This is a genomic window from Providencia vermicola (assembly GCF_020381325.1).
Lineage (GTDB): Bacteria > Pseudomonadota > Gammaproteobacteria > Enterobacterales > Enterobacteriaceae > Providencia > Providencia vermicola.
The window spans coordinates 24,055-47,774 of the sequence record NZ_JAGSPI010000012.1 but is presented as its reverse complement, the minus strand read 5'-3'; the positions used below and the strand labels follow the sequence as shown (position 1 = coordinate 47,774).

At 39.5% G+C, this 23,720-nt stretch carries 22 protein-coding genes; 10 read left to right on the top strand and 12 right to left on the bottom strand.

The annotated features are described in order from the left end of the window. Positions 1-310: 310 nt before the first annotated feature. Entirely contained in the window at positions 311-1,306 is a 996-nt protein-coding gene (gene gntR, locus KDJ85_RS17010; protein WP_225820658.1) for a gluconate operon transcriptional repressor GntR, read from the bottom strand. A gap of 200 nt (positions 1,307-1,506) precedes the next feature. Here gntR and KDJ85_RS17005 point away from each other — a divergent pair, with 200 nt between their 5' ends. The 8 genes from KDJ85_RS17005 to KDJ85_RS16970 all read left to right on the top strand — a co-directional run bounded on the left by KDJ85_RS17005 (position 1,507) and on the right by KDJ85_RS16970 (position 10,001). Further along, the gene (locus tag KDJ85_RS17005) at positions 1,507-2,544 is read left to right on the top strand and encodes an ABC transporter substrate-binding protein (RefSeq protein WP_225820657.1); all 1,038 of its coding nucleotides are present in this window, start codon (positions 1,507-1,509) and stop codon (positions 2,542-2,544) included. A 5-nt stretch (positions 2,545-2,549) separates the two neighbouring features. Further along, positions 2,550-3,557, top strand: coding sequence for a FecCD family ABC transporter permease (locus tag KDJ85_RS17000; protein WP_225820762.1), 1,008 nt, complete (start codon positions 2,550-2,552; stop codon positions 3,555-3,557). After that, positions 3,554-4,321, top strand: a complete 768-nt coding sequence (locus tag KDJ85_RS16995) for an ABC transporter ATP-binding protein (protein WP_225820656.1) — start codon at positions 3,554-3,556, stop codon at positions 4,319-4,321. The genes KDJ85_RS17000 and KDJ85_RS16995 overlap by 4 nt, the downstream gene beginning before the upstream one ends. Positions 4,322-4,332: 11 nt before the next feature. After that, positions 4,333-5,151 carry a class I SAM-dependent methyltransferase gene (locus tag KDJ85_RS16990; protein ID WP_225820655.1) on the top strand — a complete coding sequence of 273 codons (819 nt, stop codon included), beginning with the start codon at positions 4,333-4,335 and terminating at the stop codon, positions 5,149-5,151. Then, complete coding sequence (gene modD, locus KDJ85_RS16985) at positions 5,148-5,993, top strand: ModD protein (protein WP_225820654.1); 846 nt, start codon at positions 5,148-5,150, stop codon at positions 5,991-5,993. Before KDJ85_RS16990 ends, modD begins: the two co-directional genes overlap by 4 nt. 132 nt (positions 5,994-6,125) lie before the next feature. Next, positions 6,126-8,123 carry a TonB-dependent receptor plug domain-containing protein gene (locus KDJ85_RS16980; protein WP_225820653.1) on the top strand — a complete coding sequence of 666 codons (1,998 nt, stop codon included), beginning with the start codon at positions 6,126-6,128 and terminating at the stop codon, positions 8,121-8,123. Between the two features lie 441 nt (positions 8,124-8,564). After that, positions 8,565-9,524 carry a transcriptional regulator gene (locus tag KDJ85_RS16975; protein ID WP_225820652.1) on the top strand — a complete coding sequence of 320 codons (960 nt, stop codon included), beginning with the start codon at positions 8,565-8,567 and terminating at the stop codon, positions 9,522-9,524. Beyond that, the gene (locus KDJ85_RS16970) at positions 9,525-10,001 is read left to right on the top strand and encodes a FidL-like protein (RefSeq protein ID WP_225820651.1); all 477 of its coding nucleotides are present in this window, start codon (positions 9,525-9,527) and stop codon (positions 9,999-10,001) included. Positions 10,002-10,072: 71 nt separating this feature from the next. Here KDJ85_RS16970 and KDJ85_RS16965 read toward each other — a convergent pair whose 3' ends face one another. From KDJ85_RS16965 to KDJ85_RS16935, 7 genes are all read right to left on the bottom strand, one after another. Continuing rightward, complete coding sequence (locus KDJ85_RS16965) at positions 10,073-10,930, bottom strand: MrpH family fimbial adhesin (RefSeq protein WP_225820650.1); 858 nt, start codon at positions 10,928-10,930, stop codon at positions 10,073-10,075. 63 nt (positions 10,931-10,993) lie between these two features. Continuing rightward, a complete protein-coding gene (locus tag KDJ85_RS16960; protein WP_225820649.1) occupies positions 10,994-11,536 on the bottom strand; it encodes a fimbrial protein in 543 nt (180 codons plus the stop codon). After that, on the bottom strand, positions 11,533-12,027 hold the full coding sequence (locus tag KDJ85_RS16955) for a fimbrial protein (protein ID WP_225820648.1): 495 nt from the start codon (positions 12,025-12,027) through the stop codon (positions 11,533-11,535). The genes KDJ85_RS16960 and KDJ85_RS16955 overlap by 4 nt, the downstream gene beginning before the upstream one ends. A gap of 10 nt (positions 12,028-12,037) precedes the next feature. Then, positions 12,038-12,544 carry a fimbrial protein gene (locus tag KDJ85_RS16950; RefSeq protein WP_225820647.1) on the bottom strand — a complete coding sequence of 169 codons (507 nt, stop codon included), beginning with the start codon at positions 12,542-12,544 and terminating at the stop codon, positions 12,038-12,040. Positions 12,545-12,555: 11 nt separating this feature from the next. Next, positions 12,556-13,293 carry a fimbria/pilus periplasmic chaperone gene (locus KDJ85_RS16945; RefSeq protein WP_225820646.1) on the bottom strand — a complete coding sequence of 246 codons (738 nt, stop codon included), beginning with the start codon at positions 13,291-13,293 and terminating at the stop codon, positions 12,556-12,558. A 33-nt stretch (positions 13,294-13,326) separates the two neighbouring features. Next, a complete protein-coding gene (locus KDJ85_RS16940) occupies positions 13,327-15,816 on the bottom strand; it encodes a fimbria/pilus outer membrane usher protein (RefSeq protein ID WP_225820645.1) in 2,490 nt (829 codons plus the stop codon). Positions 15,817-15,914: 98 nt separating this feature from the next. Then, a complete protein-coding gene (locus tag KDJ85_RS16935) occupies positions 15,915-16,502 on the bottom strand; it encodes a fimbrial protein (RefSeq protein ID WP_225820644.1) in 588 nt (195 codons plus the stop codon). Between the two features lie 940 nt (positions 16,503-17,442). Between KDJ85_RS16935 and zur the strand changes: the two genes are divergently transcribed. After that, positions 17,443-17,964, top strand: a complete 522-nt coding sequence (gene zur, locus KDJ85_RS16930) for a zinc uptake transcriptional repressor Zur (protein ID WP_225820643.1) — start codon at positions 17,443-17,445, stop codon at positions 17,962-17,964. A 178-nt stretch (positions 17,965-18,142) separates the two neighbouring features. Here the strand turns inward: zur and lexA are convergent, their stop codons facing one another. Together lexA and KDJ85_RS16920 are read right to left on the bottom strand one after the other, a co-directional pair. Further along, positions 18,143-18,760 carry a transcriptional repressor LexA gene (lexA, locus tag KDJ85_RS16925; protein WP_206086229.1) on the bottom strand — a complete coding sequence of 206 codons (618 nt, stop codon included), beginning with the start codon at positions 18,758-18,760 and terminating at the stop codon, positions 18,143-18,145. A gap of 137 nt (positions 18,761-18,897) precedes the next feature. Next, positions 18,898-19,272 (bottom strand): diacylglycerol kinase, encoded by a 375-nt coding sequence (locus KDJ85_RS16920; protein ID WP_206086228.1) that lies wholly within the window; start codon positions 19,270-19,272, stop codon positions 18,898-18,900. A gap of 126 nt (positions 19,273-19,398) precedes the next feature. Here KDJ85_RS16920 and plsB point away from each other — a divergent pair, with 126 nt between their 5' ends. Further along, positions 19,399-21,900, top strand: coding sequence for a glycerol-3-phosphate 1-O-acyltransferase PlsB (gene plsB, locus KDJ85_RS16915; protein ID WP_225820642.1), 2,502 nt, complete (start codon positions 19,399-19,401; stop codon positions 21,898-21,900). A gap of 86 nt (positions 21,901-21,986) precedes the next feature. Here the strand turns inward: plsB and ubiA are convergent, their stop codons facing one another. Next, positions 21,987-22,841, bottom strand: a complete 855-nt coding sequence (ubiA, locus tag KDJ85_RS16910) for a 4-hydroxybenzoate octaprenyltransferase (RefSeq protein ID WP_225820641.1) — start codon at positions 22,839-22,841, stop codon at positions 21,987-21,989. Between the two features lie 149 nt (positions 22,842-22,990). Continuing rightward, a complete protein-coding gene (ubiC, locus tag KDJ85_RS16905; RefSeq protein WP_225820761.1) occupies positions 22,991-23,503 on the bottom strand; it encodes a chorismate lyase in 513 nt (170 codons plus the stop codon). Positions 23,504-23,720 lie beyond the last annotated feature (217 nt).

Sequence of the window (23,720 nt, the reverse complement as noted above, 5' to 3'; positions counted from 1 at the left end):
TGGGTGAGTGCAGCCAACAACGCGACAGCGCGAAGTATAACGGGGAAATTCCCCTAAATAATTCGGACTATAGGTAGGCGGCAAGTGAGGATATCTTGGGGAGCATACATCAGTATGTGACTAGGGTTGGTGAGTGCAGCCAACAACGCGACAGCGCGAAGTATAACGGGGAAATTCCCCTAAATAATTCGGACTATAGGTAGGCGGCAAGTGAGGATATCTTGGGGAGCATACACAAGTATGTGACCCAAGTAGCCGAAAGCAGCTAACACCCCTATAGTTCGAAGTATGACGGGGAATCGAGGAACAATTAGATACTCTCGCCTATGAGTAAAGAAAACCCCACGTCAAAATGCGTTCCCGCGAGCTTCTTCCCCGTCATCCGCGCCAAGAGAACCTCTGCCGCTTTGCGCCCCATTTGGTCTCTTGGCGTAAGAATACTGGCCAATTTCGGTGTCATAACTTGCCCCACGTCATGCCCATGGAAACCTGAAATAGCTAGCTCAGTTGGAATTTGAATACCTAAACGCTGACATTCAAAAATGGCACCAATCGCCAAGTCATCATTGGTACAAAACAACCCATCTGTCTCGGGGTACTTCTCTAAACAATCATGCAATAACTTCGCCCCTAGCGAATAAGATGAGCTCTCTTGTGTCATCACATTACGCGGTTCAAGGTTAGCATCTAACATCGCTTGCTCGTAGCCTTTTAAGCGGATAAACGTTCGCTCATCATGCCTCGCCCCGATATACACCACTTTGTGACAGCCTCGTTCTATCATCGCATGTGTCATTTGGCGAGAAGCTTCAAAGTTATCAATCCCCACGGCAACATCTAAGCAAGGTGAAACACTGTCCATAATCTCAACAACAGGGATGCCTGCGGTTTTTAGCATGCGTAAAGTACGCTCAGTATGCGTCCTTTCTGCCAAAATCACGCCATCAATGTTATAAGAGAGCAATGAGGTTAGCCTTTCTTCTTCTTTTTCAGGTAAATAACCGTAGTGAGCTAACATGGTTTGATAGCCATGACAATCAGTGACCGCTTCTATCCCTCGGATCACTTCCGCAAAGACTTGGTTAGTTAATGAAGGAAGCAAAACACCAATCGCGTGGCTAGTCGAATTTGACAAAATATCAGGGGCTTTATTGGGAATATAGCCCAAACTTTCGAGCGCTTCGGCAATTTTCTCGCGCAAAGGCTCTGAAACTTGCTCTGGATTACGTAAAAAACGGCTCACCGTCATTTTCGTGATGCCGACTTGATCTGCTACATCCTGCAGTGAGGGTCTTTTCTTCTTCATAAGTCCAAAGTGATATTCATTAAATTAACGTTCTCTATGTTCAGCTATCTTTTTATTGATAGCAATGTTTGTTACTGATTTACATCACACAAATGTCGAGTTTTTCTAACAACTCGACTTTTCAGGTTGACTCTCTACTATGACTCCGCTAATTTTCGCGCTATATAACTATTATCATAACGAGCGTATTCATATTTATTATGGCAATCAATCGTAGACAATTTCTTCAATCCAGTGCCTTACTTGCGGCTTTCTACAGTTTGCCTAGTTTCGCTAAAGGCCAGCGCTTTGTCGAAGAAGCACTCTTTGGCGAACTTCCTCTTGCAAGCCATATTCAGCGCGTTATCAGCTCGGGGCCACCCTCTGACTTACTGATGTTTGCTCTTGCCCCAGAAAAAATGGTGGGGTTTTCTTCGATTTCATTAAACAAAGGCCATAGTGGGCTTTTCGCACAACAATGGCGCAATTTGCCCGTTTACGGCCGCTTAGCGGGTCGAGGCAGTACGCTATCATTAGAACAACTTTTGTCCTATAACCCTGACTTAATTATAGACACTGGCAATATTGATGATACTTATCGCTCACAAGCAGAGAAAGTGGCGAAACAGACCAATATTCCCTATTTATTGATTGCAGGTGGATTAAAAGACTCCCCCCAACAACTCACTCAGCTTGGTGAAACTCTCGGTGTTGAACCCCAAGCACAAAAACTCAGCCAACTCGCCCTGCGTTATCTGAATGATGCGGTTGCCTTTGCCAATAACCCCCAACAAAAACCATTAAGTTTTTACCTGGCTCGTGGGGCAAAAGGGCTAGAAACAGGCGCTAAAGGCTCGATTCATACCGAAGCCATAGAAATGCTCGGTTTACGTAACGTTGTGGATATTCCTAATTTTCGCGGGCTCACCACCATTTCCATGGAGCAACTTTATCAATGGAACCCTGATATTATTATAACGCAATATGATGAAGCCATTGAATTTATGACGTCCTCACCACTGTGGAAAGGGCTAGGTGCTATCGCCAATCAGCAGTTGCTTGTCTTTACGGGCATGCCATTTGGCTGGTTAGATGGCCCTCCTGGCGTTAACCGCCTTCTTGGCATGCGCCGTTTACAAAGCCACTTTGATGGCCATGTTGCCGCGACGATAAAGCAAGATATCGCTGAATTCTTTGATCTTTTCTATCATTCACCATTAACCTCTGAGCAGGTTGATCTACTGATGGAAAAATCATGAGTGGAATGACGAACAAAGGGGTTAAACCCTTATTATTAATTCTTATTTTATTCGCTAGCTTAGTGATTGCTTTAACGAGTGGTAAGTATTCACTTACCCTCGATGAACTGTATCGGCTATTTGCCAGTTTATTTTCTTCTCAAGTTGATGTTAGTGACCCACGTAATGAAACCGTCTTTTGGCAAATACGTTTCCCTCGCACATTAGCTGCAATTATTATTGGCGGAGCACTATCCATTGCAGGTGCGGCTTACCAAGGTATGTTTCGCAATCCACTGGTTTCCCCCGATATTTTAGGGGTCTCAGCAGGTGCTGGCGTTGGCGCTGTTGTTGGCATTTTCTTTGGGCAATCATTGATTTATATTCAGTTAGCCGCCTTTATTGGGGGCTTAATCACCGTGGCCGTCGTGTGTTTTATTGCACGCCTTGCACGCCAACATGACCCAATTTTATCGCTAGTCCTTGTCGGTGTCGCCATCAGCGCCATTTGTGGCTCTGCCATTTCTTTGATGAAAATTTTGGCAGACCCTTACACCCAATTACCGTCGATTACATTTTGGTTACTCGGCGGGTTATCATCCATTACGCAAGAAGACCTTTTGTCCGTCTTGCCATTAATGATAATCGGCACCATTCCCCTGCTATTATTACGATGGCGAATGAATTTACTGAGCTTATCCGATGAAGAAGCCAAAAGCCTTGGTATTAATGTGAGTTTAATGCGTGCTATCTTTATCGTCTGCGCCACGTTACTCACGGCGAGTGCCGTATCCATTGCGGGGATTATTGGTTGGGTAGGGTTGATTATACCCCATATCACTCGGATGATAGTGGGTGCTAACTTTCGTTACCAGCTCCCTGCATCACTGGCGATTGGGGCAATTATGCTGCTGATCACGGATACCCTCGCTCGTACAATTGCCGCCATTGAACTCCCGTTAGGGATCCTCACTTCTGCGGTGGGTGCACCGTTCTTTTTGGCTATTTTATTGCAAACAAGGCGAGCCAAATGACGATAATGACCCTTAATAACGTTGCTATTGGCTACCACAACACCGCAATCATTGATGGCATCAATCTTTCCTTACCTGAAAAGGAAATTACTTGCCTGCTAGGTGCAAATGGTTGCGGAAAAACCACCTTAATGAAAACGTTATTAGGTTTGTTACCCGCAATCCATGGCGAAATTTCGCTCAACAATCAGTCCATAAAAACGCTAAAACAGCGGGATATCGCAAGAGTGATTGCTTACGTACCACAAGCCCACGATACGCCTTTTACCTTTACTGTGTTAGATATGGTAATGATGGGCTTAACCCCTCATATTTCTTTATTTTCTGTCCCTGGTGATAGCGAAAAAAACCAAGCACTTCAACAACTCGAACGGCTGAACATCCCTCACCTTGCGACTCGCCTTTACAGCACACTCAGTGGCGGCGAAAAACAATTAGTCCTAATCGCCCGCGCGTTAATACAAAAACCCTTGCTACTGATTATGGATGAACCTGCCGCTAGCCTCGATTTTGGTAACCAAATTCGCCTACTTGAGCAAATTGAGAAATTGAAAGCTCATGGCATGACCGTGTTGATGTCGACCCACCACCCACAACACGCTGCCGCCATCGCTGACAACGTCATTTTGCTAGACAAACACCAAAAAGCGCGACAAGGTTTATCAAAAAGTATGTTAACACTTACTAACTTGGCAGCACTTTATAATGTGGATGAGCGCAGTATTCAAGCCCACTTCCAGCTTCCATCAACGTTTTCTTATTAAGGTCAGGGATCATGTTAATCAACCAAATTGATTTTTCTAAAATGTACCAAGAACATATGCAGCAAGCGCATAGAACCCGCAAAGAACCCGAACATTGGGATAAAAAAGCCCAGCAAATGGCACAAAATTGTGCCAATCCTAATGACCCCTATTTAGTGCGCTTTCGTGAACTGATGGATTTTACAGGCGCACATACTTTACTGGATGTGGGCTGTGGCCCAGGTTCGATTAGCCTGTGTCTGGCCAATGAATTTAAAGAGGTTATTGGTATTGATTACAGCGGTGGCATGCTAGAAATGGCACGGCTTCGCGCTAAAGAACTGGGTATTCCCAATGCCCACTTTGAGCAACTCGCATGGGAAGACAGTTGGGCAACTCTGCCTAAAGTGGATATATCCGTCGCTTCCCGCTCAACGTTAGTCGATGATTTAAAAACGGCGCTACTTAAGCTCAATCGCCAAACAAAACTGCGCGTTTACACCACGCATACCATCAACCCAGCCTTTATTGATGAAAATATTATTCGAGAGATTGGCCGTGAAGTCATTCGGTTACCAACCTATATTTATGCGGTGAACATCCTGCATCAAATGGGTATCAATGCCCGTGTCGATTTCATTAAAAGCCCAAATAAAGGTGGCTTTGATAGCTTTGAAGCCTTTGTGGATAGCGTCAATTGGTCACTCAAAAATATCACACCAGAAGAAACGGATATTCTTCGCCGCTATTACGATGTTCAAACGGCATCAGGAAAGAAAATATCTTATCCATCAAGGGACTGGGCAATGGTCTCGTGGGATGTCGTGGATGAATCGGAACTGACATTATGATTTATCTACCTGATGCATTCATTGACCAGCTGCTGTTAGACGACATTCAATATGGCGACTTAACCACCCGCGCCTTGGGGCTGCACTCACAACTTGGCGTAATCACATTTGCCTCCAAGCAAGGGGGCTGCGTCAGTGGTATTCACATTGCAAAACGCATGCTAGAGAAGCTCGGGGTTACCTGTGAATGCCATTTTCATGATGGGCAGATTGTCGAACCTCAAAGCATTTTAATTCGTGCCACAGGGCCGATTGAAGCGTTACATCAAGGCTGGAAAGCGGTGCAAAACGTCCTTGAATGGTGCGGGGGAGTTAGCCACTACACCCAGCAAATGGTCTCTATTTTGCGCCAGTATCAGCCTAATGGGCAACTCGCTTGTACGCGAAAAACCATCCCAAACACTAAGCCTCTTGCCTTAACTGCGATTTTGGCAGGGGGCGCCATTATTCACCGAACAGGCAGCGCAGAAAGTATTTTGCTGTTTACTAACCATCGCCAGTGCCTTGAAAATCCAGATGATTGGAATGCGCATGTGCAAGCTTTACGCCAAAATGCACCCGAAAAGCTAATCATTGTAGAAGCCGACGATTATCAACAAGCTGAACTTGCCATCAAAGCCCAAGCAGATATTGTGCAACTCGATAAATTACCAACGAACCAAATTCAGCAATTACAGCAGCTGGCTAGCGTACAAAAGCGACCTTGCCAGTTATCGTTGGCAGGTGGAATCAATTTAAAAACCATTGAAGAATTCGCCCAAACAGGCGTGCCATTGTTAGTGACTTCCGCACCATATTATGCGGCTCCTCGAGATATAAAAGTGAAGATTTTTAAGCAGTAACCTAAGAAGTCTGCGTTAAAAAGCCATTCGCTAAAACAGCCTACTCCCGTAGGCTGTACTGACTTATGGTTAATGACGCACATCGTTATATAAAAAAAAATATATCGTAATTAATGAAACTGGAAAGACATAATGAAAATAAAACAAATAACCTATTTAGTTGGGATGGCTTTATTCGCAGCACAAGGGCACGCCGCATCTGCCCCTAAAGCAGAGAACAATGCTGACGTGATGTCTGTTTGGAGTACACCACTCGCAGCGGATGCCAATGTCATCACTGAAGAACAAATGAAGCAATTGAATAAAACCAACGTAGCGCAAGCATTGAGCACCCTACCGGGGGTTTCTATTCAAAAATCAGGTAACCGTAATGAAACACAGGTGAATGTGCGTGGTTTTGATAGCCGCCAAGTACCTATCTTCTTTGACGGTATCCCAACCTACGTGCCCTATGATGGTACGTTAGACTTAGGCCGCTTTATGACCAGCGAATTGGCAAGTGTTGAGCTGTCTACTGGCTATACCTCGTTACTGCAAGGGCCAAACTTAATGGGCGGTGCGATTAACTTAACTACCGCAACCCCAAAAAAGCCGTTTGAAGCTAATATCAGCTTAAACCAAGGTTTTGCCCGTGGCGCAGATAATGCCCACAATATTAGCGCACGATTAGGTGGCCGCAATGACTTAGGGTTTATTCAAGTCAGTGGTAGCCAGTATAAACAGCGTTTTATGGGGATCCCTAATTCCGAGAACGACAACCCATTAGCGGGAAGCAATGGACGCCGCCCTAACTCTGCGACAGATGACAAACGGATGATGGTCAAGGTGGGTTGGACACCGCGCGAAGCCGATGAATATGTTGTGACCTATCTTAAACAAGATGGTGACAAAAACAGCGCACCGAGTGTCACGAATAAGAAACAACAATACTGGCAATGGCCCGCTTACGATAAAGAAAGCATCTATTTTAATGGAACAACCCAAGTCACTGATGGCATAGCCCTACAGAGTCGTTTCTACCACGACACCTTTAAAAATACCCTACACCAATACAAATCTGTCAAAGATTACGAAAAAGGGATTTATAACTACAGCCGTTACGATGACTACAGCAATGGTGCCGATATGCGTGTTGATTTCACTGTGCGTGAACTCGATATGTTGTCATTCGCTGCACACTGGAAAGAAGACGTACACCGTGCCCGTGCAAGAAAAGATGTGCCCTTCGACCGCTATAAAGACAATACCTATTCTATTGCCACAGAATATCAATGGGTTGCCTCTGATAACTTAGATATTATCGGTGGTATTGGTTATGACTGGCGCAAAAGTGCCGATGGTAAACGTTATAATTACGATACAGCAAACTTCGAAAAATACGATGGTAATAGTCAGCATGCCTTCAATTGGGAAGCCATGGCGCGTTACCACTTAGCAAATGAAGATACAGTACAATTCTCTATTTCTGAAAGAAGCCGTTTCCCAACGCAAAAAGAGCGTTATACCAAAGAAAAAATGAAAACACCTGTCACTTTTGTTATTAACCCACATCTAGATGCAGAACGTGCGCTAACTTACGATTTAACTTACAAAGGCCATGTTTCACCTCTTTGGTCATATACCTCCAGTATTTATTACAACCATGTCTCGGATGCTATTATGGCACATCATGTCGGCACTGATAAAAATGGAAATCCTTTATTAGAAAACCGCAATAGTGGAAAAGTCGACTACTTTGGTATTGATTTAGGCACGACTGGCCAAATTACCGATTGGATGGAAGCAGGTTTAAGCTACGGATATATTCATGCCGATCCAAAACACTACAGCGTCAAACACGTGGCTGAATTGCCAACCCATAAAGCCTTTGCTTGGGTGAAATTTACCCCTTATGAGCCGTTTAGCATTACAGTGACAGAGGAAGCCAGAAGCTGGGCATTTAACTATGTGGATGATGAAAGTAAAGTGCGCGGATTTGCTAAAACTGACCTACGTTTAGATTATGACTTAGGCCAAGGCATTTCCGCCAATACCTCAGTGAATAACTTATTTGATAAGTCTTATGAATACACTAATGGCTATATTGAAGAAGGTCGTAACTATTGGTTAGGTATCGAATATAAATACTAACCCATAATATATTAGGCAGAGATTTAATTCTTTGCCTAATATTTACTATTGCATCCATAAAATGCCAGTATTTATTATTAATAAATAAAAAAACAATTGTACGTAAGTGCACCTAGGAATTATCCTATAGAATAGGATTACTCCTATGAATGACAAGTTCATAGTTTTTTATATTTTTTTAACAATGAATAAGATTACCAGATAATATAAAAATCTAAAATTATTAATAATGCAGTTTTAAATAACACCAAGGCTATCAAATCAATAATTTTGCTAATTAATAACAAAATTGCTCACCCCACAATACTTGCAGTTAATTGATTCACTAATTAGACTATAACAATAATAAAAATAAAGTTTATCTAAAATTAATTTTATTTAGCTGCATTCTTTTGCGGCTTTGCTATTTTCATTTAATTTAGAGAGAGCAAACAGCATTCTATGAATGAATTACATGACTATATCATTGATGAAAGATATATTTTCGAGCAAAAAACAAGTTTAATTTACTTAAAACTTGATCACAGTCAAAATATTGAGTTATCCAAACCTGCTACTAGATTATTTAATGAAATCATATCATTGAATCTAAAAAAAGGTATCGCTACACGAGATGAACTTCTTACTAACGTTTGGGAGGAGTATGGTCTTGTGGGCTCAAATAATAATTTAAACACCTATATTAGTGAAATAAGAAAAAAGCTTGAGTTAATCGGAATTGACCCGCAATCTATTGTTACCATACCCAAAAAGGGCTTTCGCCTTGAGACCCCAACATCCATTCATAAACTTGAAGATTTAACGCAAAAAAATCAATATGACGAAAATATTTATTATCATCATAAAAAGCATGATGATGTTGAAAATATTAAACAAAATTTGAAAATACCAGAAAATCCAAATCCAGATAATAACGCTATAATATTAATCACAGAGCCACCTTCAAACATTATCATTGAAAACAACAAAAATAATACCTTAAAAAACAACTTAATAGCAATAGAAAGCAAAAATGAAAAAGCAAAAACCATTGCGAGAAAAAAAACAAAGCTAATATTATTAGCAATTTCAACACTAGCTGTTTGTTATTTAATTTATTTATTGGTGTACAACTTCTCACCAAGTAAAAATGATACGAGTAATTACCTTACCATTAGTACACGAGATAGTTGCGTTATACAGACCCCTATTGAGATGGTAGGTAAAATCTCAAATGATAATATTACCTTTATAAACACTAAGTTAGATAGATATAATATCTCTTGTGATACACCAAAGAGAGTTTTTGTCTTATCTGATTTAAACAAAACCTATTCACTTGATAAAAATGTGGCTATTAGTATCTGCAAAGAAAGAAATAAAAAATATGATTGTGTTTCAATTAACGATCAGAGAATTTAAATGAAAAAGTATATTATCACCTCATTAGTTTTAGTGACATTAGTTACCATTACATCTTATGCTGTTAAAAAAGAAAATAACGATATGAAGGTTTGCTATTCAGAGAATATCTGGATTAAAGACAATGGAACACAAGATGGATTGAATTTAAGATCTAAAGTGACTATTCAGCTTGCTGACGATAACCATGGTAGAATGAATATGTTTGGCTATATCAAGAGCAATGAATTAACTTACCGATTAGATAGAGCCATCTATTTTGATTACCAATCCATTGACTACAAAGGCAATTATGTTATTAATTTCACATCATTTTCTATTACATCATCCGATAATATCCCCGAAGAAATTTTTTCTAACTTTATTCAATTAGAGCAAGATAAAATTAAATACTATGTCAACATTATTAAAATAGATGACAATATTTATCTATTAAAAGATGAAAGCTATTCTTCCTTTACCTGTAACGTTAAATAAAAAAAAAGCCTACTAAATAGTAGGCAAAACCGTCAACATGGGAAAATGACGAATACAAAACATAGTTTAATTCATGGAATAGTCAAAACTAAAGTAATACGACCACTAAACTTACCTGGCTCAACAGTACCATTTGTTTTTAAAGTTGATTCAACGCGTACTGGCCATACTTGATTTTCTCTCACTGATTGTACAATGCCGACCGCGGCAGAATGGTTATTTAATGTAACGTGTGATTTTAATGAGCCATCTGGCCTTAAATTTACATCATCATTTTGCAAGTTTGATGAAACTTTGACACTCATATCTTGGTTACAAATTATATAAAACAAACTTGTTTGCATATCGCCATTTAATTCATTGGCATTTAATGCACCATGATTAAGTTCAAGTGTACTTCCATTGCCGTCAGGAGAGGTAAAGTAGCATTTTCCTGCTGGTGGCGGAGCAATACCACAGATCCCCCCAGGTAAAATTGTTGCATAGCTTTTTTTCGCAGTTTCCCCCACAAAAATCCCAACACACTCGTCTGTTGTGATCCCACCACTATGTCGACTTTCTCCCTTACGAGGGAATGTTAATCCACATTGCGATTGTGAAGCTTCAATAATCGAAGCCATCGTAGGATAATTAGCAAAATTAATCCCACATGACCAATCCGCACGAGAAGCAATTCCCCCCGTAGATTTTCCTGAATGTAAATGGTTTATGCTGAAATAACAGTTTTTTGCCCCTTTACTCCCTAATACAGCAACACAAGGATTTGGCTCCATCGGCGAGCTAGCTTTCCAATAATCCATTTGATAGTAATAGGTATACCCGCTTCCTTTAACAATATCTTCTACATATGAAAAGTAGGTTGAGCTATAGCATACAGATGCAATAAAAAAGAGTGGTATCATTAATAACTGTTGTATTCGTTTTCCCATTTTAATTCTCTTTATATTTAATTTAGACTTTACCTATATCAAAGTAGATACCTGAAAATAAAGTTACTCATACTCGAATAAAAACGTCGCGATTGCTGAAATATGCCCAGTTTTAATTTGCTGATCTGCAATAGAATCTGGGGTCACTTTTAGAAAAGTCTCAAACTTCAGCTCATTGGTTCCTGCTTGAGTAATAGGCATTAAAGATGAAACCTGATTTATTTTAATTTCCTCGCCACTGGAAAGCTCAAAGCCGATACCTAAACCAGGGTTAGATTCTGCTCCACTCAAGGCTAAAAAGCCTGGCATTTGCCCATGTTCAGCGCCAGAAATTTTGACTTTCATTCTTTTTGCAATACTGAGATCGCAATTAGACAAAGCTAGTGTCATTTCTCGCCGTGGTAACTGATATGTTGGATCATAAATATCCAACAAACGAATATCACCAAAATCGACTTCAACATTCTTATTTTCAGGCAAAACAACACAAGGTGAGTTGACCAATGTTCCCTTTATTTTGACATTGTTTGTTGCGGCTTCAGTAGTATAACTTCCCATAAGACTCAAAAAACCGATTAATAATATCTGGTTGATTTTTTTCATCATTCGTACTCCACAACCATCGTTGCGTTGGCAACAAAATCACCTGTATTTATTTCATTACTTCCATTACGCACTAAGACTGCCCATAAAATTCCAGGGTTATTCGGGTCAATTAAATATTTTTTCCCAAGTTCTAAATCTTGCTCTGCAAGTTGAAATTTAACCGCTAGGTTATCTACTCCAGTACTTAATCCATTAAGATCAAAAGCGCTTTTGGGGCCGTTTAACTTTAAATACATCGCCCAGTTGTTTTTATTTTCTCCACATTGAATTTGGTAATTAACCTGCTTTTTCTGGTCATTACCTTGTATCGATTTAACCGATACATTCTCGAAATCTACCTCTATCTCTTTACCATCATCAATGTGGCATGGTGGTGGTGTAATTAAATTGCCTTTAATACTAATTTCAGTCTCATAGTCTTTCGCACTTGAAGTAAAGGGCAACATAAGCATCAATAAGACTACACTCGTAATTGTTTTTACATTCAACATGTTTCAACCCTTATTGATATTCAACTTTCAATGTTGCTGTCGCTGTAAAACTCTTTGCGGGGAGATCTGAGCCGCTTTTTTTAACTAATACTGCATCGAGCTTTGCAGGATTGGCAAAATTAAAAGAACGTTTACTTCTGAGTGGAAATTCAGTTGAATCAGCCTTAAAAAGCACTGCTAAATTATCGATACTTGTTTTTAATAATCGCTGATCAAATGAAGATGAGATCCCATCAATGAATATATTTAATTTAGGCTTAACTCCATCCTTACAACTTACCGTATACTCGATTGGCTCTTTATAAACTTCGTCTTGAACACGCGTCGTCATGACATCGCCAAAATCTATTTCGATGGTTTGTCCATTATTAATTGTACAAGGCTTGGATAACACCTCCCCTTTAATATCAATATATAAAAATCCCGAGAACCCATACATACTTGGTATATTAAAGGCAATTAAAAAAGCAAATATCCTCATTACTTTTTTGGGAGATATCATAGAATTAATGGACATAATCATCAGCCTTATTTTCTTGGTACTACAGAGCATTCAGTTGTTTGGCAGCTAAATTTCAAATCAACCGTACCCCCAAAATCATTCAGATAAACTAAGGTTGGCATAGCCCCTAAACTCCCAGAAATTTTTCCTAAACTGGACTCACTAAAAGGAGCGATCATGACAGGTTCAAAGTTCGAAACTTCTGTATTTCCTTTTTTTGTTTTAGTAATAGACAAAAAATAAGGAGATGGATTTTTTACTAAATAATCAGTACCACGCTTAACTATTTTTATATTATTTTCTTGTGGAATAAATTCCATACGCTCTTTGATCATAATCGCCGCTGGGCGATAAAAAAGCTTAATTTTTGTTTGTAATGCTATCTGTAAAACATTCGCTTTGTCACTACGTGGTGGAATTTCTCTTACATTCAAATAATAGATACTTTCTCTGTCCTTTGGCAATTGAGCAATTGCAGGCACTGATTGAATTTTAATCTGACTTTTAGAGTTTGCCTCTATTCGATGGACAGGCGGAGTCACAATAAAAGGTGATGTAACTTTCTCATCTCTATCATTTTCTATCCAAGCCTGAGCCAAATATGGACTTGTTAAGTGCTCATTTGTAAGTCCCATACTCACTGATTTATCATTTTCATTATAAATAACACGAGTTCTATCGAGTGCAATAGCTGCATAAGCTGATTGCATTAATAAAAATAGACTCATCGCTGTCGCTATTTTAGCATTTATACTAATATTCATACTTTCACCGTTGACGTTAATGCATATTTATAATTATTTGCATGGAAGTAATATTGTTTTTTCCATGCCACCTTCTATTTTTTCAGGTATTTGAATATGGCATGAAGATTTATCTCCCCACTTCACTTCAAGAATATCTGATGGATTAATACCCGCTAAATAAATAAACCCATTATCTGATACAATACCAACTTCAATATGTTTAGCATTGATAACGGATGCCCCAAATGGAGGATAGCTATTATTTTCTAAGCTAATAGTTCCCAGAATTTTTTCACCTTTAATCACATTGAACTTACGATAACCAATTGCACCTTCCGTGAGTGTTGCAAATTGGTTTGAATCCAACGCCTCGACATTATCTGGTATACTATTTATATCAATTCGCAGATTATTACGGTTAAAATCCATAACACTCGTAATAACAGCCTTACCATAACGATTTGTTTTAATTGGCGTTATCCCAGTACGAACTGGAATACCTTCAATACCATTCGTATCGATTAAGACTCTTGAGCCTCCATTGATTGAGGTATTACGATGCAGTGCGCCACCTTCTTGGGTGAGTGTTACCCCACCCTTTAATTGCATAGATAATGCAGTTTGATTGTCTTGAATATACGTTCCATTAATATTAAGTTGTGCAGCATCCCCATCATAATTATACATACCTGATGTTGTTACTTTATCTTTATCCCACGTTCCCGCAGAAACGGAATAGGTACTTCGCTCATCAATACGGTCATAATAATTCGCACTATGGCTATTATTATGACGGGAAAATGAGCCTGAATAACTGACGCTTGCCTGATTATCATTTAAAGGCACATTTAGATTTAAATATACACCATTATCATCACTTTGGTGCGACTTAGTTTTATATGCTGTTAAGCTAAGACTTAAATTTTTTATTTTACCTAAATCAAAATAATTAGAAACCGTCAAATTATATTGGTCAGTTGAAGAACGATTCCAATAAGTTTGATGCGAGTAATTTAAATACATATTTGTATTATATTCAGGGAATGCCGTACCAAATATAATGGTATATAATTCTTTACCGCTATCCATCGTACTGTCATTGTAACGTCGGTCAATAAATTGACTCATATTCATATAGTTTCTTTCTGAGAATCGATAGCCCGCAAAAGTAATTTGGCTGTTGATATCATCAAACTGCTTTGAATACGTTAGATTATAGGAATTCCCTGTCAGAGTTTGATTATTATCCGCTCTTCCCATTTCCGCTCTTGATATACTAATATTACCTGACAGTACCCCAAATGGAGCGAAGTCACGCCCTAAACCCAGCGCGATATTTTGATATTCGGAAGAACCTAAAACGCCACCATAAATAGTTGTGTTATTTGTTGCTCCCCATGATAAAGAGCCTAAACTAAACACAGGGCCCTGAGTACTATGCTCATTTTTACTTGGTTTACCCAAAACAAATTTATAAACAAGCTGACCTGGGCGCGTCAATGTACCGAGTCTGGAAGTTTCAACTTTATAATTTGTTACACTACCATCTTGCTCTTGGACAGAAACATCTAACGTCCCTCCGCCAAAAGAGTTAACATCTTGAATTCTAAATGGACCTGGACTCACTTCCGTTTGGTAAATAATTCGTCCATCTTGTTTAACAATCACCGTTGCATTCGATTTTGCGACCCCTGCAATTTCAGGTGCATACCCTTGTAAACGAGGTGGGAGCATCGATTCATTAGTTTCTAAGCTCGTCCCTATATAACGTATACTGTCGAATAATTCAGAAGATAAATATTGCTCACCAAAGGTTAAACGTGAATTTAACGCACGAATTGCTCGATACAGATACAGTTGATTCCAAGACCATGATTGCCCACCTTTATTTAGCTCACCTTTTTGGGTTTGCCAGTCTGCTCTCATACGCCAGGCACCGATATTTGTTCCCATGGTTCCAGTCGCAGTAATGCCAGACTCTGTACCTTTATCACCTGTGCGTTTGTTAACAATACGCCCTGTTGCATTGTAATCGATGAAAGCACCTAAAATACCATCATCCCAGCGAGAAGGTGGATCCCAGTTAGGATCTTGGTACTCCATAAATGCTTGTGGAATATTTATTTCAACGTTGTTTTTTGCTAAATCCCCTTGAATACTCATATCGGGAATAGAACGGATATCTAAACATTGATCATTTAATAACCACGTTACTTTTTTACTCCAATCCCTTTGCAATCCAAGTTGCTCATAAAGCTCAGGTGTAATACATGCTAGGGAGGATTTATCGTCGTAGTCAGGTGTGAAAAAAACAATGGGTTGTTCCATAGAAATTTTAACTCTATTAACTGATACCGTTAATAAGTAATTTCCAGGAGGAATATAGTTTGCATGAGAGAACTTGCTGAAATCGACATTTTCAGTACTATCTGCTTCAAGAAATTCAGTATTAAAATCAATTGCTTCTTCAGAAAATGCAAGCATTGGCGTTAATATTAAAAGCATTAATTTTGTAATTAAATTTAGTTTCATGCTTTTCATTTAATTATGCGCCTATCAAACAAAGTAAAAAGGTAAAGGTGTAGAAACATATGGCGTTCACACGCCACATGTTTTTACTTATCTAACTCAAATAAGTCTTATTGGTAGATGATTTTGAAGTTAGCAACAGTGTTAAAGCTACCGGTTGTTGCTTTAGCAGTTGCATCTTCGTTACCTTTAACATATGCAGCAAAGTGCAGAGTTGTTTCTTTACCATCACCTGAATTTAACGCATAGCCATCACCAGTACCTGGGAACGCTTTACCAAACTCAACAACTTTGTCCGCACCGTTAGTGATCACGATACCTGCATTTTTAACTTTTCCACCTAAACCAAGTAATTCACCAGTGAAACCTTGGAATCCTGAAATTGTTGGGCCAGTAAAAGTGATTTTTGCGTTTTTGTAAGTTTCAGTTGAACAGTTTTTCAATACGATATCGAAATCTTTGCTGTCTGAACGATATTGGTTAGATGTCAGTTCGTGTAATGCAATTTCACCAAACTCAACCAGTTGTTTCAGGTTATTAGCATCAATTGAACATGGAACATCATTAATGAAACCAGTAAAACGAATTTCACCTTGTGAGCTTTCTACTGTTTTTACTGGATCATCAGCTAATGCCACACCAGAAAAACCAACACCTAAACCAAGAGCTAGAGTTAATGCTAATTTATTCAGTTTCATAAACATTTCCTTAAATGAGTAGGAAGGGTCCCTCTTTCTAATTTTTATTGATAACTAGCCAACTTTATTTGGTATTTATCAGTGAAGTTTTTCAGCACTCCAGCTTTATTAGCTTCGTTCAGATTAGAGGGTTATATATAAATAAGATCCTTCTCATTTATCATTTTTTTAAAAACAAAAACTCATTAAGCTAACTTTCCTGCTTTCAAATTAACTATTCAGTTTCCCTCATAATTTTTTGAAAATTGATATAGAAGACTAAATGAGTTTTTTATGCACCGCTTTGATACTTTCTGATGTCAATTCTACAATCACAACATTTGTTGTCAAAAAATACTCACCCAATGTGTTTGTATAGATTTTTATTTCATTTAAATTGGAAAATTAGAACTAAAAAACCAAAAAAGTTAAAAAATACATAAATCAAATATGCTATTTAGAAAAACTTATATAAACCTTTCATCTTTCATTGGTAATAATTTCAATATATTTCAAAAAAACACCGCACACCCGTTGAAATATAAATCTATACGCAGTGATTTATTTGATATTTTAACTCTTAAAATTTAATTTAATTATATTTAAAACTAAAAAAACAACTTTTCTTATTCACTTAAAGGGAAAGAAGGATCTAAGATAAGATTAATCTCAATTAAAAATTACATCAAAAAGTAACAGTTTATTTCTTACAATTGTTCAAATTTAGTTATATCTTCAAGCTCTTAACGTTTTATTTTTGTTACGCATTCATTAACAAGAGATAAATAAAATATATTCATTGTTTTCTCCATTTATTATTTCTTTTATTCTTCATTTTTATCTAACAAAACTCAGTTGAGTACATGCCCTTCTACTTTCTCTTTTCAAGCTATTTCAGTCAGAAAACTATGATAAACTTGTTCCTATAGTCGATACTTAGTTTCCGAAGTTGGAGTCAAAAATGAAAAAAATGAGTGAAGATAAGATACTTGTGATGGCAGAGCGTATCTGCCAATCAAGAGGCGTTAGATTGACTCCACAGCGAGAAACCGTGTTACGTCTTATTGCACAACAACACGGTGCTATCAGTGCCTACGATTTATTGGATTTACTGCGTGAAGTTGAACCACAAGCAAAACCCCCCACTGTTTACCGTGGGCTTGAGTTTTTAATGGAGCAAGGCTTTATTCATAAAATAGAGTCAACCAACAGCTACGTTGTTTGCCATCACTTTGATAACCCAAGTCATATCTCAGTGATGCTCATTTGTGATCATTGCGGTAGTGTGACTGAAAGTGATTGCGCAACAATAGAAGCCGCCATCATTAGCTTAGCGGAAACTAATCAGTTCCGTTTACGCCATACTGTGGTTGAAAACCATGGTTTATGTAAAAACTGTGATGAAATCGATAGCTGCCAAGACCACGCACACTGTAGCCATGACCATGAACAACCGATCACTGCAAAGAAAAGTAGCAAATAACGTTGTAGAATTCACGACACTACTTATATAAGAAAAGAATACGAGAAGTAATATAAAGAAGGGATATAAAAGAAAGGAAGTAAAGCAGGCAGATCTCTATACATCAATGTGAAATCTGCCAGCAATAATGGAAAAATCAAACAAGCAGCACGCCGCTACATACCTGATAATCTAAGAATTAATACCAATCACTATTACGGATCACTCCAACTGCTAAACCTTCAATAGTGAAGCTTTGCTCGCGTAAATCGACAACAATCGGTGCAAACTCAGGATTTTCAGCGATTAATTCAACACGGTTACCTTGTTGTTTAAAACGTTTAACAGTCACTTCATCATCAATGCGCGCAACAATCACTTGGCCATTATGCGCATTTTGTGTTTTATGAACGGCTAATAAGTCACCGTCCATAATACCGATGTCTTTCATCGACATACCATTCACGCGTAATAGGAAATCTGCGTGAGGTTTGAAGAGTTCAGGATCAACCTGATAATGACTTTCAATATGTTCTTGTGCCAATAAAGGTTCGCCAGCGGCAACGCGCCCAATCAAAGGTAACCCTTGATCTTCAGCCTCTTCTTCAAGAAGTAGGCGGATGCCTCGTGATGCCCCAGAAACAATTTCAATTACACCCTTGCGAGCCAAGGCTTTTAAATGTTCTTCTGCCGCATTAGGCGAACGAAAACCAAGACTTGCTGCTATTTCAGCACGTGTAGGAGGCATACCTGTTTGCGAAATGTGGTCACGCACCAGATCATAAACCTGCTGTTGTCGAGCCGTCAGTGCTTTCATTCCGTTCCCCTGTTTGTTTATACAGTCAGACTGTGAGTATATACAGGTAAATGAAGATTTGAAACAGTTAAATTGCTGAATTTAGGCATTTGTTATCGATTGGCACTCTTTTCTCGACTCTAAACAACTTTTATTAGCTAGGCAGAAAAATAACGCTGCCATAAAATCAGTGCCCATATAAATAATGCTAAACCAATACTGATAAATACAGCCGCTGACCCAATATCTTTAGCGCGCCCTGAAAGTTCATGATATTCACTACCAATACGGTCAACAACAGCTTCTATTGCACTATTTAGTAACTCGACGATAGCCACCAGCACAACGGAACTGATCAGCAATATTCTATCCACATAACTGATATCTAAGCAAAAGGCGATAATAATCGCAATGACTGCGGCAACAGACTCCTGCCTAAATGCTGCTTCATTTATCCAAGCCGCTTTTAACCCCTTAAGGGAGTACCCTGCTGCTTTAATCACGCGGGTAAAACCCTTAGTTTGACTTGCCATATTTATTCCTTAAAAAATTCAAACAATAATCGATTTTTACAGTCAAAGTGAATCGTCAGTAACAGATCTACCAGTGGATTTCTGGTATGATTGCGCAGCATTGTTAACAAGAGGCTATAATCATTTATGTCACTATGGCGTAAAATATATTACAACACGTTGAATTTACCACTTAAATTATTGGTAAAAAGTAAACTAATTCCATCGGACCCAATTACAGAGCTGCAGCTTGATACCAACAGGCCAACGCTGTATGTATTGCCTTATCACTCTAAGTCCGACCTCCTAACGCTACGGCATCAATGCTTGGCTATCGGTCTGCCTGACCCTTTGGTTGATAACGACATCAATGGAACAAAGCTTCCTGCTTATGTATTTATCGATGATGGCCCACGCGTATTTCGTTATTACTCACCAGATCCGCGTAAAGATTCCGTCAAAACATTCCATGCGTATTTAGATTTGCATAAAAATAATCCGAATCTGGATATTCAAATGCTCCCCGCATCGGTTATGTTTGGGCGCTCTCCAGGTCGTGAAGGACATACCCCTGCACCACCACTGAAGCTATTAAACGGGGTGCAAAAATTCTTTGCTGTCCTGTGGTTAGGTCGTGATAGCTTTGTTCGCCTATCGCCCCCTGTTTCTATCGGGAAAATGGCGCAAGACCACGGCACAGATACCATTATTGCGAATAAATTAGCCCGTGTCGCCCGTATTCACTATTCCCGCCAACGCCTTGCGGCTGTCGGCCCGAAATTGCCTGCACGCTATGAACTATTCAATAAGCTTTTGACCTCAAAAGCGATTGAAAAAGCAGTCGAGGATGAAGCACGCAGTAAAAAAATTCCACTGAAAAAAGCACAGCAAAATGCGGTGAACATGATGGAAGAAATTGCAGCGAACTTCTCCTATGAAGCCGTGCGTTTAACTGACCGTGTACTGAGCTGGACATGGAACCGCCTCTATCAAGGCATTAATGTGCAGCATGCTGAGCGCGTTCGCCAATTAGCGCAAGATGGCCATGAAATTGTGTATGTGCCTTCCCACCGAAGCCACATGGACTACCTATTGCTGTCTTATGTTCTTTATCATCAAGGCTTAGTCCCGCCGCATATCGCCGCAGGGATCAACTTGAACTTTTGGCCTGCTGGCCCAATTTTCCGTCGCCTTGGTGCCTTCTTTATCCGCCGCACCTTTAAAGGAAACAAGCTCTATTCCACGGTTTTCCGTGAGTATTTAAGTGAGTTATTTGCTCGCGGTTACTCTATTGAGTATTTTGTTGAAGGTGGACGTTCCCGAACTGGCCGTTTATTACAGCCAAAAACGGGGACGCTATCAATGACACTGCAAGCTATGCTACGTGGTGATTCACGCCCTATCACTATCGTACCTATCTATATTGGTTATGAACATGTGATGGAAGTAGGCACTTACGCAAAAGAGCTGCGCGGTGCAGAAAAAGAGAAAGAAGGTTTATTTTCAATGATCCGCGGCTTGCGCAAGCTGCGTAACTTAGGTCAAGGGTATGTGAACTTTGGCCAGCCAATTTCCCTTTCTCATTACCTTAACCAACGCGTGCCAGATTGGCGTGATTCGATTGACCCTATTGAGCCACAGCGCCCAACTTGGTTAAACCCAACGGTTAGCTCATTAGCAGATAGCATCATGGTGAATATCAATAACGCTGCCGCAGCTAACGCTATCAACTTGTGCGCAACGGCTTTACTGGCCTCACGTCAACGTTCATTAACCCGTGAGCAGTTAATTGAGCAAGTGGAATGTTATCTACAATTATTACGCAATGTGCCATACACCGCCGATGCAACTACGCCAAATAAAACGGCTGAACAACTGCTCGAACACGCGTTGCAAATGGATAAATTCGAGGTAGAAAAAGACAGCATGGGGGATATTATTATCCTTCCCCGTGAAAATGCTGTATTAATGACCTACTACCGTAATAATATCCACCACTTACTGGTGTTACCATCACTGATCACCAGTATTGTGTTGCACCATGAGCGTATCAGTCGTCAAGAAATTCACCATCAAGTCAGCCAAATCTATCCGTTCTTAAAAGCTGAACTGTTTATGCGTTATAATGACGAACAGCTGCGTGAAACCGTCGATACTCTGATTGATGAGCTAAATAATCAAAAACTTATCTGTCTAAGAGACGACGAAATGGTGGTATTGAACCCACGCCGTATTCGTCCATTACAACTCTTAGCCGCTGGTGTCCGTGAAACATTACAACGCTACGCAATCACGCTGTCATTACTCAATGCCAGCCCTGAAATAAGCCGTAATACGTTGGAAAAAGAAAGCCGTATTCTTGCACAACGTCTCTCTGTACTTCACGGTATTAATGCCCCTGAGTTCTTTGATAAAGCAGTATTCTCAACGCTCGTTGATACACTTAGAGAAGAAGGCTATATCGATAACAATGAAAATGATATCTTCACCACTAACGCTAAAAAACTGTATGCGGTTCTTGCGCGGTTAATGTCCCCAGAAATTCGTTTAACCATTGAAAGTGTTAGCCAAGACGATGAATTTTCAGAAGAGAAAAAAGTGGCTAAGCCTGACGAGTCCGCTCAAATCACAGAGCCAGAAAAAGACTAATCTGGTTTTGTAAACCGATAAAAAACAAAAAGGTAATGTTGAAAAACATTACCTTTTTTGTTGGTCTATTGAACATCATTCACTTACTAAAAATAGCTCACCATGATGCCAATAAACAAAATCAAGCCAACGAAGTTATTATTCATAAAGGCTTTAAAGCAGGGAGCTCGTTCGCGGTTCATCATCAATCGTTGTTGATAAACAAATAACCCCACAACTAGCGCCAGAGAAAAATAGTAAATGCTCCCCAGAGCAGCCAATGACCCCACAGCCACCAACAAGCCAACCATCAGTAATTGCAGTAACCCAATAATTAATTTGTCATACTGACCAAATAAAATGGCTGTTGATTTCACGCCGATTTTTAAATCATCGTCACGGTCAACCATGGCATATTGCGTGTCGTAAATCACTGACCAAATAATATTTATGAAAAACAATACCCAGCATACTAATGGAAGTGTTTCACCCACCGCAGAGAAAGCCATTGGAATCGACCAGCCAAATGCTGCGCCCAGTACAACCTGCGGTAAATGACTGACTCTTTTAACAAAAGGATAAATCCATGCCAAAGCAAGCCCCGCAATGGACAACCAAATTGTCATTGAATTTAAAGTTAAAACCAGCAAGAAGGACACACCCACTAAACTTGCAAACAAAATTTTAGCTTCTTTTTCCGTCACATCCCCACTGGGTAATGGGCGATGTTTGGTGCGTTCCACATGACCATCAAAATGTCGGTCTGCGAAATCATTAATCACACAACCTGCGGCGCGCATGAAAAACACCCCCGCAGTAAACACAATCAAAATGTGCAAATTGGGCGTGCTTTGAGCAGCTATCCAGAGTGCCCAATACGTCGGCCAGAGTAATAACAGTGAACCGATGGGTCTATCAATACGCATTAAACGGCTGTATGCATGCCATTTACTTAGCGTCATACTTCCCTCCACTTTGTCGTGCTCCTTTTCTCTCTCCATCATACTTCAAAATAGGTAGGTGTTCACACCACTCAGTTGAGCAAATCACGGATTTTTGTGTATTAGTGTCGTATTTTGCCAAAATCTATAATTTGAAATAGTTTGGATAATTAACGATATGCAGGTGATTCTGGTAAAAATATCTCAGTTAACAATAAAGGTTTATCGGATAATCTTAATCGAGAGCGGCGAACCCAACGTTCTGCGGAACAACCAATATGAATGTAATCACGTGTTAGGTTATCTCGACTAAATAAATAGCGCCCTAATGGCATTCGACCAATATCCACTAATTGCTGGTCATCATCGGTGAGTGTTTCTTCCGGAATGACCGTACGACCAAGCAACCACGGAATACCATCTCCATACATAACCACTTCGCGTACCCAGTAACGATGACTTGTAGGTAAATTTTGAGCTTCTTCCGTACTCAGCATCGCTTGCGATACATAGCATTCTAAATACGGAATAACAGTCACTTGCTGGCTATGTTGTTCAAAACGTTTTGTCATGGAGCCAAGTTCAAGTAACCAATCGAGTGTGTTAGCGGGAACTTTTTCATCATCCTGCGCAATCCATTCAATTGGCTGCGAGGTAAATAGCGTTTCATCCATTACGTAAATTCCACCATGAATAACATGGTTATGATTTCTGTATTTCTTACCAAGTAGGATATCACGTTGTTTTGCTACAAGGTTAAAGTTAGCTAACAATTTATATAAAAAGTCACAAACTCAACACAAATTGTAAAAAAATAGTGAAAAGTTTTCTAATTAATAACAAGTTGTGAACAATAATAAAATTCATTAATGCTTTAACAATCTAGCTTAAATCAAACTG

What these genes read in the sequence shown, in the direction of transcription:
- gntR (WP_225820658.1), bottom strand. Translation starts at nt 1,306, where the DNA reads ATGAAGAAGAAAAGACCCTCACTGCAGGATGTAGCAGATCAAGTCGGC.
- KDJ85_RS17005 (WP_225820657.1), top strand. Translation starts at nt 1,507, where the DNA reads ATGGCAATCAATCGTAGACAATTTCTTCAATCCAGTGCCTTACTTGCG.
- KDJ85_RS17000 (WP_225820762.1), top strand. Translation starts at nt 2,550, where the DNA reads ATGACGAACAAAGGGGTTAAACCCTTATTATTAATTCTTATTTTATTC.
- KDJ85_RS16995 (WP_225820656.1), top strand. Translation starts at nt 3,554, where the DNA reads ATGACGATAATGACCCTTAATAACGTTGCTATTGGCTACCACAACACC.
- KDJ85_RS16990 (WP_225820655.1), top strand. Translation starts at nt 4,333, where the DNA reads ATGTTAATCAACCAAATTGATTTTTCTAAAATGTACCAAGAACATATG.
- modD (WP_225820654.1), top strand. Translation starts at nt 5,148, where the DNA reads ATGATTTATCTACCTGATGCATTCATTGACCAGCTGCTGTTAGACGAC.
- KDJ85_RS16980 (WP_225820653.1), top strand. Translation starts at nt 6,126, where the DNA reads ATGAAAATAAAACAAATAACCTATTTAGTTGGGATGGCTTTATTCGCA.
- KDJ85_RS16975 (WP_225820652.1), top strand. Translation starts at nt 8,565, where the DNA reads ATGAATGAATTACATGACTATATCATTGATGAAAGATATATTTTCGAG.
- KDJ85_RS16970 (WP_225820651.1), top strand. Translation starts at nt 9,525, where the DNA reads ATGAAAAAGTATATTATCACCTCATTAGTTTTAGTGACATTAGTTACC.
- KDJ85_RS16965 (WP_225820650.1), bottom strand. Translation starts at nt 10,930, where the DNA reads ATGGGAAAACGAATACAACAGTTATTAATGATACCACTCTTTTTTATT.
- KDJ85_RS16960 (WP_225820649.1), bottom strand. Translation starts at nt 11,536, where the DNA reads ATGATGAAAAAAATCAACCAGATATTATTAATCGGTTTTTTGAGTCTT.
- KDJ85_RS16955 (WP_225820648.1), bottom strand. Translation starts at nt 12,027, where the DNA reads ATGTTGAATGTAAAAACAATTACGAGTGTAGTCTTATTGATGCTTATG.
- KDJ85_RS16950 (WP_225820647.1), bottom strand. Translation starts at nt 12,544, where the DNA reads ATGTCCATTAATTCTATGATATCTCCCAAAAAAGTAATGAGGATATTT.
- KDJ85_RS16945 (WP_225820646.1), bottom strand. Translation starts at nt 13,293, where the DNA reads ATGAATATTAGTATAAATGCTAAAATAGCGACAGCGATGAGTCTATTT.
- KDJ85_RS16940 (WP_225820645.1), bottom strand. Translation starts at nt 15,816, where the DNA reads ATGAAAAGCATGAAACTAAATTTAATTACAAAATTAATGCTTTTAATA.
- KDJ85_RS16935 (WP_225820644.1), bottom strand. Translation starts at nt 16,502, where the DNA reads ATGAAACTGAATAAATTAGCATTAACTCTAGCTCTTGGTTTAGGTGTT.
- zur (WP_225820643.1), top strand. Translation starts at nt 17,443, where the DNA reads ATGAAAAAAATGAGTGAAGATAAGATACTTGTGATGGCAGAGCGTATC.
- lexA (WP_206086229.1), bottom strand. Translation starts at nt 18,760, where the DNA reads ATGAAAGCACTGACGGCTCGACAACAGCAGGTTTATGATCTGGTGCGT.
- KDJ85_RS16920 (WP_206086228.1), bottom strand. Translation starts at nt 19,272, where the DNA reads ATGGCAAGTCAAACTAAGGGTTTTACCCGCGTGATTAAAGCAGCAGGG.
- plsB (WP_225820642.1), top strand. Translation starts at nt 19,399, where the DNA reads ATGTCACTATGGCGTAAAATATATTACAACACGTTGAATTTACCACTT.
- ubiA (WP_225820641.1), bottom strand. Translation starts at nt 22,841, where the DNA reads ATGACGCTAAGTAAATGGCATGCATACAGCCGTTTAATGCGTATTGAT.